Raw genomic sequence first — 16,223 nt, forward strand, 5'->3', positions numbered from 1 at the left:
GACAAGGCGTTATTCGTCCGAATCGAAACCATATTGGAATTTTCCGTTTTTGACTTTGCCGGTTCCGCTTTCCCAACTTTCTCTTATAAAGTCTGTTTCGAACTTTAGGTCGTCTGCCGCCATTTTTTCGAGTACTTTGGCGGGTGGCGTGTCGCTGGTTTGAAAACTTGCTTTACCACTTAGAATTTCTCGCAAGTCAAGACCTTCATCCTTTATGCCTATCGCTTCGGTGACTGTTCCCCAGTTTTCTGTTCGCCACTTGGCTCGCATACAGGTGTTTTCGAGCCTGTCAGGACAGTCTCCGCTGAACATCTCGTTAGTCCATTCCTTTGGTTCGGGAATAACGAGCGACAGCGAGAATATGCCGTTGTCTTCGCCGTAGAGGTTGATGAATTTATGGACGTTCTCTTCGTTCATCCAGATGGTAGTGGTGACTGTGGTGGTCATGGGAAATAATTTTACCGATGCTTAAACAATGCTTTCTTATTCAAACAAGGCGTTGATTTCTTCGCTAGTGAATTTTGAGTCAACAAACATATCTGTGATATCGGTTCCGGATTTCCATTTTTTTGTGAAATTCCAATTTTTGAGATCTCCATGGAAGTTTGAATAGCGAAACATATCTTTCATGTTCGTTACTTTGGAAACATCCCATTTGCTTATATCCCCGTTGAATTGGCTGCGTGTATTGCCAAAAGGATTGTCGTTGTCACCTGAAAACATTCCTTCCATGTTTGTTACATTAGATACATCCCATTGATTGATGTCTCCGTTGAATAGAGATTCACGGAACATGCATTTCATATTTGTCACATTGGAGACATTCCATTTGCTGATATTCCCAGTAAATATGGAACCAAAAAACATATCTTTCATGTTCGTTACTTTGGAAACATTCCACTTGCTTATTTCTCCGTTGAATTTTGATAAATAGAACATGTTATGCATGTCGGTTACATTAGATACATTCCATTTACTGATATCTCCATTGAATTTAGACATTTCGAACATACTGTGCATATTAATTACATTAGACACATCCCAGCCGCTAATGTCTCCATTGAAATCGCTGATGTCTATGTTGTCGTTATCGAGGAATGGAGAACCAGAGAATAACTCATGCATATCTGTAATACAAGAAACATCAATGAAATTTAGATCGCAGTTTGGACCATTTTTCTCAATAGTTTCTTTGATTAGCTTCTGAAGTTCTGTTTTGTTTTTGGGCTGAATCCTAGAATTCTTTGTTTCTGTACTCGTGGGGGGGACAATTGGATTGCTCAAGACTTCCGGCTTCATCTCATTTTTTGGAGATGCTTTTGAAATGATTGAATCAAAATCATCTTCGTTAGTCTTGTTGTTGAATAATTTGCTAAAAAATGACATGATCGCATTCTCCCTGTGGTTTATTGCTTTTTATATTTTCTTTCTAGTTTAGCTTGCTTTTTTATAAAATCCCGTCCTATTGTGTTCTGACAACCATAACACATTCTTTTGATGATGTCCTTCTTTTGTATGGGGCTTCCGTCAATATACTCTTGTTCAAAGGTTTTTATGGGATTCTTACTTGCATTGAATGTTTTTTTGCAAAAATCGCATTGTATTTCTATCGGAGCGTCTTTGATGCAACGGATGGAACATGCGTAATATTGCCGAAACTGATTATCATTAAAAGTGTATTCTTCGTTATCATTTATGTACTGCACAATATCGTTTTGTGGTATATATACTCTTTCACTATCAATGCGTAGAACATTTATTTCAGCATTAATCCAAAATACGGCACTATTGCCTAGAAAAACAAATTTTCTATAATCTTCTCTAAATTCATCAACACTGGAATAAAGATCATCTTTCCATCCGCGAAATCCCGAAGGAATAGCATTAAAACCATATGAGTCTATACCATCGTCCCAATCTTCGGAGTGTAAAGCGTCTGATCCGTTATAATTTTTTTCGATAAACGCTATCATTTTCTTGGTTTCTTCTTCTGAAGGAAGGTGCCATCCCGGTGGAACCGCTTCCTTAACACATTCCCATTCGTATAATCGTCCGTATTTTTCAACATAATCTTTATTCTTATCATAAGGGTAAGAACCGCCTTTGGGTGGCCGGTATCTCAAGTTCTCAGCCATCCAAATCTGGTTGCCAATCTTGCAGGTTCTATAAACTTCGCCGTCGCGCGGGTCGGTGAACGTTTCTTCGGTGCTGCTAGATTTGTTTTTGCCAACAATGTTTTCTTCTGAATCACTGCTTTCGCCAGCATTATTCTTAGGCTCCGCTTTCTCTGCGATTGGCGTGGCTACATCCTGTGGTGCACCGCAGCTAAAACAGAACTTTGCGTTATTTGGTAGTTCTGCTCCGCATTTGACGCATTTTTTATTTTGCGAAACAGGAGTCCCGCATTCCATACAGAATTTTGCAGCCTCGTCAAGTTCGGCTCCGCATTTAGAACATACTGGCATATAAATATCCTTGAGAATATGGTTTGGTTTTTGTTGTGGATAACTGTTTTCTAAACAAAATCATTCTGCAAGTCCAAAAGCTCTCTTTCTTCTTGAAGTTTTTTATAGTCCGAAATTTTATCCAGAATCTCTTTTTTATGTTCGGCTTTGATGTAATCGAGATAACCGTTTAATAAAGTTGGAGGAATGCTGTAGTGACCCTTTGGTATATTGCAATCAGAATGTTGACCATTTTTGGTAAATCTGATTATGTATCCCGGTTCTTGCGTCACGTAGACATCGTCATCCGCAATGGACCTAAGATTGGCTAATGTGTATTCCATTGTCTTCATTTGTTCGTCAAATGAAGCCACACCTTTTCTAATATCATTCTGAGTCATAATATCTCTGTTTTACTAGTTTACTTAATGCTGTTGCAGGATTTCTGCGAGCCTTTTTCATCAAAGGTATAGGCGAAGTTCCCCCTTTTTACGGTAACTGTTGTCGATGTGTATCCCATAAGTTCGCCTGTGATGCAAGCTGTCTGGGAATTCTTTTCGTTCTTCACGTAAACGAAGTTGCCTTTTTGGATTGCGACTGAAATCATAATGGACCTCTTAAGGTTTATTGTTTTGCTCCGTTTTGTTGAATGTGCCGGATGGAACGTGTCTGGCACATTTTTGAAAATCTTACTTGTACCAAGATGGTCGGGTGTCACCCCAGCCAAAGTAATTGATGTATTTGATATTTGGGTATTTTGACCGCAAAATTTTTTCGGCTGCAGTTCGGTTAAGACCGCCCAGTTCAATGCAATCGAGTGCATATCCAGGAATGTGTTCGATACAAAAGTGAAACCAGTGCTTCAAGATACACTCCTTGTATGGTAAATGTTGAAAAAACACCCCATGCGAATACGGGCGTCAAACACGCCTTGGATGGCGTTGCCTTGTATAAATTTTGTGAGTAAACTAAAATTTACTGGGGGGGGTGACGGGTTTAACGGCTCCTTAAGGTCGGATGCCGTTTTGGAAAGTGTTTCCTTGTTACCAAAAACTTTCATACGGGAGAAATATAAATCATTTACTGGCTCAGTGGGGTTGAAAACTTTCGAAAATCTTTTTTTTGGAAAAAAAAGGTGGCCTTTCGACCGCTTTTGAGTATCTTGGAAATTTAGAATTTCAGACCGTTATTTCTGCGCCAGGGCGAACTGCGAATTTTCCGGAACCGGAACGGGACATAAAAAGAGACCGTTCGTAGAGAACGGTCTTTTGTGAATTTTTGAAATTTGAAAAATTGAATGCTTTAAGTTACGTTTAAGATTAAGTTGTTGCTTTCTTGTTCTTCACGAACACATACACGCCGAAGGCAATCAGCAAGATGGCGGCGAGCAGGCTAACCTTGATGCAGGCGTGGAACGGCTTAGAGCGATATTCCATGCGGACTTCGGATTTGCCCTTCGGAATTTCGACAGCGCGGAGATCGCCGAATGCCTTGTAAACCTTGGCTTCCTTGCCGTTGACCGTTGCTTTCCAGTAGGGGTGGTAGTTGCCTGCGACAACCATGAATCCTGCACGGTCGCTTTCGACTTGGAATACTTGCGTGTCCATCTTGGGGCTTGCGACAAGCTTTGCCTTGCCCTGTGCGACTCCGCCTTCGCCCTTGTTTTGCGGTTCTTCGGAGAGGATGACTTTTTCGCGGTATTCAAAGCCGTTCTTGAGCGCGTCAATGGCTTTGGCATCATCCATCGTGGTGGATTCCCCGTAGATGTAGGCTTCGCCCATGGCGGTTGTGATCGGCATGTAGCTTGTTCCGCGCTGCGTGTCGAAGATGATGGCGTTGATGTTCATCAAGTCAAGGAACGGGTGCGGTGCGCTTTGGTCGTTGATGTTCAAGAGGTAGTTCGCATTGCCCTGACCGCCACGGAATTCACGATAGCTCGAAAGCTCGTTGTCGTGGAAACCGTCGGCGTTGCGCATGTGGTACTGCGGGAAAATGTTTGCGCCGAAAGCCTTATTGCGGGAGAGCGAAAGTACGCGCGGCTGGTTGATCGGGTCGGCTTTGTATGGTGCCTTGAGGGCTGCAACAACGCCGTTATTCGGCTGCAAGTATTCGCTGGCGGGAACGTTTTGGATAAATGCGCCATTGATGGTCAAAAGCTCGATGCCAGCGACAAGGGCGAGGATTCCGACCTTGGCAGGCGTGCTCCCTTTCCATTTGAACACGGCGAGGCTTGTGCCAATGACGACGAGAATCAGGATGAAGCTCGGGATAATTTTCGAGGCAGTCATGTTCATCACGACTTCGTTCAGCGGCTTGAAGTACGGAGCTGTAACCGGATCGTTCAGGAGTTTTTGTCCGCTCATGAGGAAAATGCCGATGACTGCAAATCCGATAACGACGGCAGCCTGGACACCTCTCGATGTTCCCGGAAGTTTTGCCTTGAATGCGTCCATAAAATTCTTGACGTTAATTGCTTTGCCTTGATCGTCGAGGCTCATCACACCGAGGCATGCGACTGCGTAGGCGAGGCAAACGACGAATCCGAACGGGCTGATAAAGAGTGTCCAGTTGAAACGAGCAATCACGACGAGCAAAAGTAGAATGACGAACATCGTTGTTCCGTGCAACAGTGCGCGATGGTTCTTGGCGGCATCTTCGCTTTCATCAGAGATGGCCTTGAGTACAGGACCAGCCATCATCACGAGCAAGAGCGGGAGCCAGAAGAGAGCCATGCCCGGAGCGCGGAAGTTCTTGACGCCCGGCAGAATATTGTACCAGAGCTTGAAGAGCGGGGAATGGTCGCCCATGCCGTAGCTCAAAGCAACGACAGCACCGAGTCCCCAGAAACTTGCCCAACGGCGCTTGCCCGGGAGGAACAAGCAGAGGAATCCGAGGAACGTGAGGAGTGCGCCAGCGTTGTTGTGGTCGAGTTTGAAGCTGTTATGGCCCCAGTAGAACGGGCTGCCTTGACTGCCTGCTTCTGCCATCTTGCGGTATTCGTCCATCGTCACATCGACAAAGGAACTGCCCTTGAACGAATTGGACTTTTCATCTTGCTCGTAGACGTCGACACCGATAAATCCCGGAATGAGCATCTGTGCCATTTCTTCCTGGTGGAAGGACCAGCTCACGGCGTGACCGTAATTGGTGTGTTCTCCTTCACCGCGAACGGACTGTGTTGTAGTGTAGAGGTAAGGCGGGATAATCTGGAAGCAGCTGAGGGCAAGTCCAAAGGCGAGTGCTGCGGCTGCAAGCCCGACGCGTTTACCGCGTACAGCAAGCGTGTTGCAATGGAATGCGGCTTCGTAGAGCGTGTAAAGCCCTGCACCCCACAAGAAGAGATACGTGAGCTGCAAGTGGCTTCCGAGAATCATCCATGTGATGCTCAGTGCAAAGACGATGAGGTAGGGGAGGCTACCGTCGCGGACAATTTTGCGGATGGCAAGGAGAGCTAACGGAGCGATGGCGAAAACCATCATCTTTCCATCGTGGCCGCCGTAAATGTAAGTGAAGTATTCCGGCGAAAATGCGTAAAGGAACCCGAGGAGTGAACCCCACCACTTGTTGCCGGTTAAGTTCCAGGCGAGGAGCATGGCGCTCATGAAGGCAACCCACACGGTCAAGATGAACTTGAAACCGACGGCGCGTGCCGGATCCATGATGAACTGCGTCCACACGAGCGGGTGGTAAGCGTCGGCAAAGAGCGCGTCAATCGTCGGGACACCGCCAAGGCGGCTATCGTCCCATTCCGTGAGGATGACGTCGAACGTGCGCAAAATGCGGCTGCCAATGCCGTTCAGCTGGTCGCTGTTGAGCATGAGTTGACTGGAATCGAATGCGAAATCGCGGAAGACAAACAGCAAAATCGCAAAGAAAACTGTGGCCATTGCCACAAAGAATGCGGGTTTCTTATTGAGAAAATTCATGTCAGGAAATATAAAAATACCGCAGAGGTGTCCCACTACGGTTTGTTAAATTGTTTGCTTTTGAACGAATTTGCTATCGAGATTATTCGAGCGTGTTTTCGTCGGTCTTGGCGGTCTTGACGAGACTGTAGATGCCGAATGCAGAAATAATGCACACTGCGGCGATGACGACGTACTTAATCAATTTTCCCATAAGGTTTCTCCTTGGCTTATTTTTAATAAAGATATTAGTAATTTTTTTACTCTTTCGTGATGATCATGCAAATCACGGGGAGCTTTTTGTCGACTTCGTTTTCACTCGGGATGATTTCGCTCTCGACCACCTTGCAGTTGAGCTCCTTCACAAAGAATTCAAGCTGGCTGCGTTCAAAACCAAGCCAAATGTGGCCGTGTGTCGTGCGGAACGATTCTTCCTTGTGCTGGGCGAGGTCCAAAAGCGCGAGCATTCCACCCGGTTTCAAAATGCGGGTCGCTTCCTTGAGCGCGAGGCGCGGGTCGGTCGCGTGGTGCAGAACCTGGCTCATCAAGACGAGGTCTGCGTAGTTGGACGGGAGGCCCGTCTGCGTCATGTCGGCGACTTTCGGCGTCACGTTTTCGATGCCTTTCTGGCGCAAAATCTGCTGGAAACCGCTAATGATTTTTGGATCGTAGTCGAGTGCGGTCACGTTTTTGCAACGGCTTGCGAGCATAAGCGAGAGGTCTCCGCCTTCGCCGCAACCAATGTCCACGGCGTTTTCGAACGGTACCATGAGCTTGCTGAACAGGCTGATTTGAGCCTTGAGGCTACCGCCTGCCTGGTCGAGCTTGTGAATTTGTCCCTTGGTCTTGTCGGTGCGTTCTTCGAGCGCTTGTGCGGCGCGGCACTTGAGAATATCCTTGTCCTGCAGTTCGTCGTAGGCTTCACGGATAATCTGCAACAGGCGGCTGCTCATGTAAAGTTCTTCGCTTAGGCGGTAATAAGCCTTGATGCCATCGCGACGGTCTTTTACGAGCCCGCATTGCGAAAGCTTTGCCAAATGGCGGCTGGCGTTACTCTGGTGGATATCCAGAATGTCCTTGATTTCGTTGACTGTAAATTCGGACTGGTCCAGTAGGAGCAGTATCTTGAGGCGCATTTCGTCGGAAATGGCTCCAAAAAGTTCCATGTTCGGGATGATGGGTTCTCGGTTCTGGTTTAAATTCGAATTTGTCACGTGGTCCGCCAATACTTTTTTATGTTTGTCTTTGTGAATATAAATTTTTAATGGACTTTTGATGTTTTCTGGGCGATTTAAAAGCTTGTTTCGAGCGCTTTTTGCGGTGTTGTGTTCTGCAACGCTTGTCTTGGGTACGCCCGACGCATCTCGGAACATGTCCGGCGCATTCCCCGTAGAAAATCCCGCACCTCGCCATTACGAAGTTTCTGTCCGCTTAGATGTCCCACTTTCGCTTGGAATCGTTATGACTTCGGTGCTGGGCGTTTATCAGTATTACGGGATGTCGCGCATCTCTTCGAGCGACTTGAAACCAAAATCGGAGCTATTGCCGTGGGACCGACCGTTTGCGGGGCGTTACAGCGGGTGGGCGACTACAGTGAGTCATTATTCGGGAGTCTTGGCGGTTGCTCCTTTGGCTTTGGCGGGGTACTCCTGGTACAAGGGCGATGCTGACGGTCATGACTTTGGTGCCTTTACGCTCATGTTTGTGGAAGCGGTTGCCTTGCAGAATGCCTTGAATCAGCTTGTCCGTTCATCGCAGTTGTGGTCGCGTCCTTTCGTTTACTCCGAACGTGGTGAAGGCCGCAGAAAGGCGGAGTCCGCGCGTGGGGAGGCTTACGGCTCGTTCTATTCGGGGCATGCTTCGGCCGCGTTTACGGTGGCTGTGTTTACGGGCGAATGGTTCTCTGAAATTTACCCGAACTCCCAGTACAAAAGTCTCGTCTGGGCGTCGTCTTTGACTCTTGCAGCGGCTGTTGGTGCCTTGCGTGTTGTTGCTGGTAAACATTATCCTACTGATGTGGTAGTTGGATCGCTTATGGGGACGGGTGTGAGCTTGGGAATCCTCAAATTGCATGAGATTTGTAAAAAGAATATTGCTTTTTGGGCATTTCCGGGCAATATTGGCGCAATTTTTTACTTTTGACAATTTTTTATAGCATTTTTTGCGAAAAAGCGTATATATATTGTGTAGGCTTACTTCGTAAGTCGACTATGTTTGTGAGGTTTTTTGATGTTGGATGAGGTGTGGCATCGTTTGTGTGCCGTAGCAATTTTGACCGTGTCTGTGGTCAGCCATAATTACGCAGCAGAGTTTAAGGATTATAGAGATGGGCGCGTTTATCGCGGAATTCCATCAGGGTCGTTAAACTGGTTTAAGCAAAGTCTTAAGTACAGCAAGACCTCACATTTTACCGACGAAAACGGAATCCCTTTTTATCGTAGCGAAAGCTGGCAGGCGTCATGCCCGGAAGGTTCGCAAATCCCGGATGAAACGGATTGGGATGAACTCATCGAAGATAAGTTTTCTGGTTCCGACAAAATGCAGAATATGAGTGATTTTGTTGGGAATTCTTCACGTGGATTTTACAAGTTTGAAGAAGATGAAGTGGTAAATGCTAGAAAGGGCTTCGTCTATTTTGCAGTGCGTGGTCCGGCGAATCATGCTATAAGGCTTGAAACCAAACGTGGAACCACAAAGTACGTGGATATCGAAGAAGCTGATGCTGTCCAGATTCGTTGCGTTTTCCCTCGCGACCAGTTTGCCGAAAAGAATATCTCTCCGAAGGATATGATTTTTACAGATAAACGCGATAACAAAAAGTACAAGGTTGGCGTTCGCGGTGGTAAAATCTGGATGATGAAAAATCTTGCATTCAGTGTGACCTCTGCAAAGCAGTGTTATGTTGAAGATAAGTCTTTCTGCGAAAAATTCGGGCGCTATTACACTTACGAAGATGCGCTCAAGGCTTGCCCTCCGGGTTGGCATTTGCCAGATGACGGCGAATGGCGTGATTTCCAGAAAGACCGTGCGACGCTGGATTGGGATAATCTAGGGCAGGGTGGTTGCCAGGATTGGGACAATTTCTGCGATGGATTTAATTCCGGACATTACTGGTCCAAGAGCTCTGTCCAGGAAAATACCGCCCGTTCGTGGGAATTCAATCGCTCTGACAAGGATATCGAACGAACCGATGTCAGCGTTTACAAGGGACTTTATGTCCGCTGCGTTGCGGATTGATGCTTCGCTCGTCTATTAATCGGCAACAGCAAAAAAAGCGTACAGTATAGAAAATACGGTCGCAGAGACAAAACTCCCCGAGAGGTAAACGAAAAGCCCGAAGACGATTACGGTTAAGGAAAGAAGAAAAATTTTGCTCGGGCTAAGAGGATAGTGCGTATTGAACATGTGTGACCTTTAATGTTTATCTTTAACTGTCTAAAAATTAGATAAAGATTGTGTCATTAAATGTCACTTTGTAATTTTACAGTTCATCCTCGCTTTCGGACACGTCTCCGAAATGGCTCCCGTAATCATCAAAATTGACTTCTTCGGCAATGTCGTCGTTGTCTAGGTCTTCGTTGTCGAGCCCAAGTCCAAGTCGCGCACAGATGCGGTCAAGGAGGATGAGATCCACATCTTCGGTGTCGCCACCCTCACGTTCGTAGGCTTCGATGATGAGCTCCTGTTCATCGGCTTTATATTTATCGACGGCTTCAGTGATTTTCATTTTTTCTCCTTTGCTGATAATTAAAATTATCCGCGTCTCTGCTAGTAATATCGTCAATCTGTGTCGTAATGTCAATGCTTTTTACTAAATTTTTCGACATGAACAAGAAATTGTCTTTTATTGCGCTTGCGTTGTTGGTTGGTTTGTCTCAAGCTTGGGCTGTGGACCCCCGTATTGAACAGGGTGCCCGCTTTGAGGCCAAGGGTCAATATGATAAGGCTCTTGGTGAATACCGAGCCATGTTGGCTGAAAATAAGAAGAATACTGAAGCTTATATGGCGGCAGGCAAGGTTCGCATGAAGATGAAGGACTATAAGGGGGCTGTGGCTAACTTCCGCCTCGCTTATGGTTATGATCCGAGTTTGACGGAAGCGTACGAAGGTGCCGCTAAGGCTTACGAAGCTATGGGCCAGCAGGCAAAGGCTGATGCTGAACGTGCTAAGATGAAGGGCGGCAAGGCTGCTGCAAAGACAGAAACGGCAAAGGCAGAACCTGCAAAGACTGCTCAGCCTGCGCAAACAGCTCCTGTTGCAAAAACGGAACCGGCAAAGACGGCTGCCTCTGCAAAGGTCGAAACTCCGAAGGCTGCTCAAACGGCGCCTGCAACGGCTACCGCTTCTGAAGATCCGTTTGAAAAGGGCAAGGCTCTGCTTGCCGAAGGCCGCTATGCTGAAGCCGCTCCGCTTTGGAGAACAGTTCTTTCGAAGAAGCCTGGCGACGCCGGTGCGTACTTCTATGCGGGCTTAACCCGTTATGAGATGGGAGAATACGACAAGGCCGAGTTCAACTTGAAGAAGGGACTTTCGTACAAGGAACGCGGTAACGACGCTAACTACTATTTGGCAAAGATTAACCAGAAGAGCAAGCGTACCGATCAAGAAAAGAAGTACCTTGCTGCATACTTGAAGAAGGCTGCTCCGGACGCCAAGTTCCGCAAGTCTGCCGAAGACCGTTTGGCTGAAATTAACGCTGTCGCTAGTGCCGCTGCCGAAGAAAAGGCAATGCAAGAAGCCGAAGCCAAAGCTTTGAAGGAAGCCAAGAAGAGCGGGAACGACAAGTCGAAGTCTGTTGACGTTGCACCGCAGAGGGAAGACGTTGCTCCGACCGCTTCGAATTCCATTGCCAATGCCAATGCTCTTTATGCAGATGGCTATCACGAAGCTGCTCTCCAGATGTACAAGGCTTTGCTCGAAAACGAAATCACTCCGGATGAACGTTATTTTGCGATGCTCCAGATGGGTAACATCTACCGCGAAATGCGTGACTTCCACAGTGCTGTAACGCGCTATCGTGATGTTGTTCGTGAATTCCCGGATTCTGACTGGGCAACCGAAGCTGAACGCGCTCTCGAAGACGCTGTATGGCTTGAAAAGCATGCTAGCGAACTCCCGCGCAACAAACGCTAATTGACCATTAGTCAATGGTCTATAGTTTTTAGTTACAACTGAAAAATTTTGAACAATGTTATGCCGGGCTTGTCCCGGCTTCATTGTTTTTAAGATGTCATGCCCGCTCAGGTCCCTGAGTTTGTCGAAGGGCGGGCATCGCCTTTTTTGAAAAATTTTTGAGAAAAATTATCCTTTCACAAGCTTTCGATCGCTCTTGACTTTATCCAAGAATTTCTTGTAGAGCTTGTTGTAAATCTCGTGATTCTCAGGATTTGGCGTGTACGTGTTCGTGATTTCGATGTAGCTGTGGATGTCTTCGAACTTCATTTGTCCAAGCCCGATTGCAGCAACGGCTGCGGCGCCGAGCGCTCCCACGTACTGCGGATGCTTGACCGTTTCAATCGTATGCCCGGTCACATCGGCAAGAATCTGGTTCATGATGTTGATTCTCGCAAGCCCACCCGCAAAGCGGATCGTGTCCGAAATCTTGCACTTCTTGGCTTGACATTCCAAGAGCCAGCGGAAGTGGAAACATATGCCTTCGATAACAGCGCGGAGCAAATCGCCACGAGTAGTTTCTAAGCTAATGCCTGAAAGTGAACTGCGGATATCTCCGTCTTCAAACGGCGTCTTGCAACCGTTCATGAACGGCGTGAACATAAGTCCATGCGCGCCGGGTTTCGCTTTCGAAACGAGCGAAGCGCATTCTTCGTAGCTGTATTGCGAATTGTCGAGCTTGCCGATAAGTTCTCGAGCCCAGGCGAAGCACTTGCCTGCGGTTTCAAGTTCGCCGTACAAGTATTTTTGCTTGGGATCCGGTCCCTTGACCGCGATCATCATGATGTCTGCAAACTGGATAATTCTATCAACGACAGTACAGACAGAACCTGATGTTCCGCAGTAAATGCTAGTTTGGTTATTTTGAATATTGCCACAGCCAACAGCGACCATGGCGACATCTCCACCACCTGCAATGACTGGAGTTCCTTTTTCCAGACCCATCTGTTCGGCTGCGGTTGCTGTGATTCGACCAACGATGTCGGTACTCTGCACAATTTCGGGCAAGTGCTTTTCTTTGATGCCGTAAGCGTTCGCCATCGTATGGCTCCAGCCAGAATGCCCTTTACGGCAATCGTTGAGTGCGGTGCAGAATGCGGAGTCTTCTGTGCGGACGAATCTGCCTGTGGTCTTGTACAAGAGGTAATCGCCGACATCTAGAAATTTATCGACTCGTGCAAAATTCTCGGGCTCGTTGTTTTGTACCCACTTGTATTTCCAGATGGGGCTGTAAGCTCCGACTGGCACCATGCATGTGTGTCGCATCGCCTTGATGAGCTTCCATATGTTCAATCCGTGAATTTTCAATCCGTGATTGAAGTAGTCCTTAAATTCTTTGTCGGCGCGCCTGTCGAGGAACGTCATGGGCGGTCGGACTGTATTGCCGTTTTCATCAACGAGTACGGTGGCGTTCATCTGGGAGCAGAAACTGATGCCCTTGATCTGGTCGCTTGAAATCCCGTAATTTTTGAGGAGTTCTTTTGTGCTGCGGCAGATGGAATCCCACCATTGCTCGGTGCTCTGTTCGACACCTTTTCCGCCAAGCGTTGTTGTGCTGTGGGTATTGACTACCGTTGCTCCCACAAACTCAATTGAATTAGCAATTTTTGTGAGCGTTGCTTTTATAAAGGAGTTGCCGATGTCGTAAGTGACTAGATACATTTGTGACCTCTATAAAACCGTCCACATATACCTTTTTCTTCTGCTGAAATTATAAAAAAACTACACAGGCTTTGTCACCTGTGTAGTAAGTTTTTTGAAAGCTTTTATGTTCTTTTTACACGACCTGGACTAGGAGCCCCTTGAGGTACTGTCCTTCGGGGAAGGCTGTGTTCACGGGGTGGTCGGCGGGCTGTCCAAAACGCTCGATAATCTGCACGTGACGGTGGGCGTCGGCTGCGGCATCGGCGATAATCTTCTGGAACAAGTCCATTTCCATAAGGCCGGAGCAGCTGAACGTGGCGAGCATGCCGCCTTCGGCAAGGAGCTTCATTGCAAGTAAATTAATATCCTTGTAACCGCGGGCGCCTTTCTGCAAGTTGTCCTTGCTTTCGACGAACTTCGGTGGGTCAAGCACGATGAAGTCGAACGTCTCTGCCTTGTCACGGCACTTGCGCAAGTACTGGAACACATCGGCTTCAACATGGGTTGCATGAGCCGTGCTTAGTTTGTTGCGCATGATGCCTTCCTTGGCGAGCTTGAGCGCGTCCTTGGATACATCTACCTGGTAAACTTTTTCGCAACCGCCACGGAGGGCGTACAGACCAAAGCCGCCGGTGTAGCAGAAGCAGTTGAGCATCTTCTTGCCGCGAGCGAGTTCGCCCACGCGGCGTCTTGCATCGCGCTGGTCGAGGTAATAGCCCGTCTTGTGTCCGTTCTTCACGTCAATCGGGAACAAAATTCCGTTTTCGTTGATGATGACCGGCTCGTCCGGAACTTCGCCAAACACGACGCCCGTGCGGAGGGGGAGACCTTCCTTTTTGCGGACTTCGGAATCGCAGCGCTCGTAAATGCCACGGCAACCCGTCTTTTCGGCGAGCAATTCGTAAATGATCTGGCGGTTGACTTCGGCGCCTGCAGCGAGGATTTCGACGGAGTAAATGTCGGCGTACTTGTCGATGATGCAGCCTGGAATGCCGTCATTTTCTGCGTTCACAAGGCGGAATGCACATTCCTTGTCGTGGATGTCGAACCCACGGCTCTTGCGGGAGGCGATGGCGCGGTCCAAAATGTCGCTAAAGAATTCGCGATCAATTTTGATGTTCTTTCCTTCGTTCCCGAATGTCCAGAAACGGCCTCGGATCTGGGATTTCGGGGAGTAGGCTGCAAGGCCCAGAAAATCGCTATGGTAGCTATAAACTTCGACAACGTCACCAAGAGCGGGGTCGCCAACAACTTCATCAATGGCGCCGCTAAAAATCCACGGGTGGTAACGGAGGGCTGATTTATCACGCCCGGCTTTCAATGTAATTGCTTTCATAGGTGAAAATTTAGAATTTTTAGTTATATTTATTTTGTCACGCATTTGTGTGGTTCATAAAACGTGTGACGGTGCGCAAATTATTGTTTTTAATCGAGGGGGAAAAGTGATTGTAAATTTCTTTTTTGAAATTTTAATTACTAGATTAAAAAACATGGTAGGAAAGACTCAAGCAAAGATTTTTAGGGTTGGACTTTTGGGCTTGGCCCTCGTTTTTGCTGTATCTTTTTCTGCCTGTGGCGATTCTGAATCCTCCAAAAAAGAATCGTTAAATGCGGTTCCCGAAAAGCCTTTGTTTAATGGCGTTGTCCAGAGTGTTTTGGGTGATGCCCATGTGAAGACCGCTGATAGCCATGCTAAGTCGTTGAAGGTTGGCTTATCCGTTCATGAAAAATCATCGATTGTGACTGAGGCGGGTTCTTCGGTTGTTATTTCTGTTGATGACGGTTCTGCGCTCAAGACCGATGGCCGGTCTGAGATGGCTATTGAAGTCACTAAAGCGGATGAACTGAAAACAAGAATGACCGTTGCGCTTCGCCATGGAAAGTTGTTGTTTGATGTGCAGAAACAGGCGGTCAAGGACGAGTTTGAAATTCGTACAGAAAATGTTTCGTCTGTAGTTCGTGGAACGGCGGGCTTTATTGAAAATGTTGATGGGTTGGAAATCTCGTCGCTTAAGGAAGGTCGTCTTGACGTGTCGGTAAGTAACGATACGGCTCAGCCAATTAAGAGTGGACAGACTTTGATTGCCAATACGAATGGCGTGAAAATTTTATCGCTTGCAAGTTCGGGTACGCTTATTTTAGCTCGTGCTCTTGATTCTATTGCAACGGGAGCTGCTACTGAACTTGGTGTGCGCGCTGCAAGGTTGAATCTCGACAAACTCGAAACGATGCTGTTGGAATTTGATGAAGCCTACAAGAAAAAATCGGAAGCATTCATAAAGAGCTCGCAGATTGAGTTTAAGCCGAAGGTCTTGAATGAATACATTGGCAAGCCGAGTGTAGCGCTTGAAGCGTTGTTTATCCCAGGAAGCTTAGTTTCTGTGCTTGGAATTGTCGATACGATTCCTGAAAGCGGACTCTACAGGCGTACGTTTGAATGGGCTGATTCTACAGCGTTTGGTCCGAAGCATTTTGTTGTGAATTGCAGCAATGGCGAGGTGGAATACATTTGCCATACCTGGCATACGAACTTTGTTTCGGCGAAGATGGCGGAAGTCTTGACGAAGGCTAATGAACGCAAGTCTACGGCTGCTAAGGATACGGTCCAGCCAAAAAAACTCAAGCCTTCGATTGTCATAGAAGGTTCTGGTCGCGAACGCATCCACGTGTTGCCCGAAGAACGCGATATCCCGGCGACGCTTCGCTTTAGTGTTGCTGGACTGATGGGCTCGGACTTGAGTCAGATTAAGAAGATTATCGTGAAGCGCAAGGGCGTTGTGGTAAAAACTTTTGTAGACGATGAATTGACGACAAATTCATTTAGAGTGCCAATCCGCCTTAAGCAAAATCGAATTGCCCATTTCGAAATAGACGTCTTCTTTGTGAATGGCAAGAAGATTAAGGCAAGGAAAGTTTATGAGACGTACTGCTTCTTCGAAAATTACGAAGATGGCAAAAAGAGCAACCGAATCAACGACATGACGGCTGAAGAAGAATACAAAAACGTCGTCTCTAAGCGCCTGCTCAAGAATGAATAGCTTTTACAAAAGCTAAATTT

Annotated in this window: 14 protein-coding genes; 4 read left to right on the plus strand and 10 right to left on the minus strand. The window is 47.0% G+C overall.

Annotated elements, in window-relative coordinates:
- Nucleotides 1-9: 9 nt before the first annotated feature.
- The 7 genes from B9Y77_RS00315 to B9Y77_RS00350 form a co-directional block, all read right to left on the minus strand.
- Nucleotides 10-447, minus strand: a complete 438-nt coding sequence (locus B9Y77_RS00315; RefSeq protein ID WP_085490044.1) for a hypothetical protein — start codon at nt 445-447, stop codon at nt 10-12.
- Between the two features lie 36 nt (nt 448-483).
- Complete coding sequence (locus B9Y77_RS00320) at nt 484-1,386, minus strand: BspA family leucine-rich repeat surface protein (RefSeq protein ID WP_085490045.1); 903 nt, start codon at nt 1,384-1,386, stop codon at nt 484-486.
- Between the two features lie 20 nt (nt 1,387-1,406).
- Nucleotides 1,407-2,465, minus strand: a complete 1,059-nt coding sequence (locus B9Y77_RS00325; RefSeq protein WP_085490046.1) for an FISUMP domain-containing protein — start codon at nt 2,463-2,465, stop codon at nt 1,407-1,409.
- Nucleotides 2,466-2,515: 50 nt separating this feature from the next.
- Entirely contained in the window at nt 2,516-2,845 is a 330-nt protein-coding gene (locus B9Y77_RS00330) for a hypothetical protein (protein ID WP_085490047.1), read from the minus strand.
- Between the two features lie 20 nt (nt 2,846-2,865).
- Nucleotides 2,866-3,051 carry a hypothetical protein gene (locus B9Y77_RS00335; RefSeq protein ID WP_085490048.1) on the minus strand — a complete coding sequence of 62 codons (186 nt, stop codon included), beginning with the start codon at nt 3,049-3,051 and terminating at the stop codon, nt 2,866-2,868.
- 712 nt (nt 3,052-3,763) lie between these two features.
- Complete coding sequence (locus B9Y77_RS00345; protein WP_085490050.1) at nt 3,764-6,370, minus strand: YfhO family protein; 2,607 nt, start codon at nt 6,368-6,370, stop codon at nt 3,764-3,766.
- A 239-nt stretch (nt 6,371-6,609) separates the two neighbouring features.
- Nucleotides 6,610-7,563, minus strand: a complete 954-nt coding sequence (locus B9Y77_RS00350) for an ArsR/SmtB family transcription factor (RefSeq protein WP_235002810.1) — start codon at nt 7,561-7,563, stop codon at nt 6,610-6,612.
- 85 nt (nt 7,564-7,648) lie between these two features.
- Between B9Y77_RS00350 and B9Y77_RS00355 the strand changes: the two genes are divergently transcribed.
- The gene (locus B9Y77_RS00355; protein WP_176221692.1) at nt 7,649-8,491 is read left to right on the plus strand and encodes a phosphatase PAP2 family protein; all 843 of its coding nucleotides are present in this window, start codon (nt 7,649-7,651) and stop codon (nt 8,489-8,491) included.
- Nucleotides 8,492-8,578: 87 nt separating this feature from the next.
- Nucleotides 8,579-9,586, plus strand: a complete 1,008-nt coding sequence (locus tag B9Y77_RS00360; protein ID WP_073424603.1) for an FISUMP domain-containing protein — start codon at nt 8,579-8,581, stop codon at nt 9,584-9,586.
- 244 nt (nt 9,587-9,830) lie between these two features.
- On the opposite strand, the gene B9Y77_RS00365 is transcribed toward B9Y77_RS00360, so the two are convergent.
- Nucleotides 9,831-10,076: a hypothetical protein gene (locus B9Y77_RS00365; RefSeq protein ID WP_073424602.1), complete on the minus strand. Its 246-nt coding sequence runs from the start codon at nt 10,074-10,076 to the stop codon at nt 9,831-9,833.
- Nucleotides 10,077-10,174: 98 nt separating this feature from the next.
- Between B9Y77_RS00365 and B9Y77_RS00370 the strand changes: the two genes are divergently transcribed.
- Nucleotides 10,175-11,482 carry a tetratricopeptide repeat protein gene (locus B9Y77_RS00370; protein WP_254899866.1) on the plus strand — a complete coding sequence of 436 codons (1,308 nt, stop codon included), beginning with the start codon at nt 10,175-10,177 and terminating at the stop codon, nt 11,480-11,482.
- Nucleotides 11,483-11,650: 168 nt separating this feature from the next.
- Here B9Y77_RS00370 and B9Y77_RS00375 read toward each other — a convergent pair whose 3' ends face one another.
- Complete coding sequence (locus B9Y77_RS00375) at nt 11,651-13,183, minus strand: xylulokinase (RefSeq protein WP_085490052.1); 1,533 nt, start codon at nt 13,181-13,183, stop codon at nt 11,651-11,653.
- A gap of 115 nt (nt 13,184-13,298) precedes the next feature.
- On the minus strand, nt 13,299-14,501 hold the full coding sequence (locus B9Y77_RS00380) for a class I SAM-dependent rRNA methyltransferase (protein ID WP_085490053.1): 1,203 nt from the start codon (nt 14,499-14,501) through the stop codon (nt 13,299-13,301).
- Between the two features lie 154 nt (nt 14,502-14,655).
- Between B9Y77_RS00380 and B9Y77_RS00385 the strand changes: the two genes are divergently transcribed.
- Nucleotides 14,656-16,203: a FecR family protein gene (locus B9Y77_RS00385; RefSeq protein ID WP_254899867.1), complete on the plus strand. Its 1,548-nt coding sequence runs from the start codon at nt 14,656-14,658 to the stop codon at nt 16,201-16,203.
- Nucleotides 16,204-16,223: the final 20 nt, after the last annotated feature.

Origin of the sequence: Fibrobacter sp. UWB13, from assembly GCF_900177805.1 — a bacterium.
Lineage (GTDB): Bacteria > Fibrobacterota > Fibrobacteria > Fibrobacterales > Fibrobacteraceae > Fibrobacter.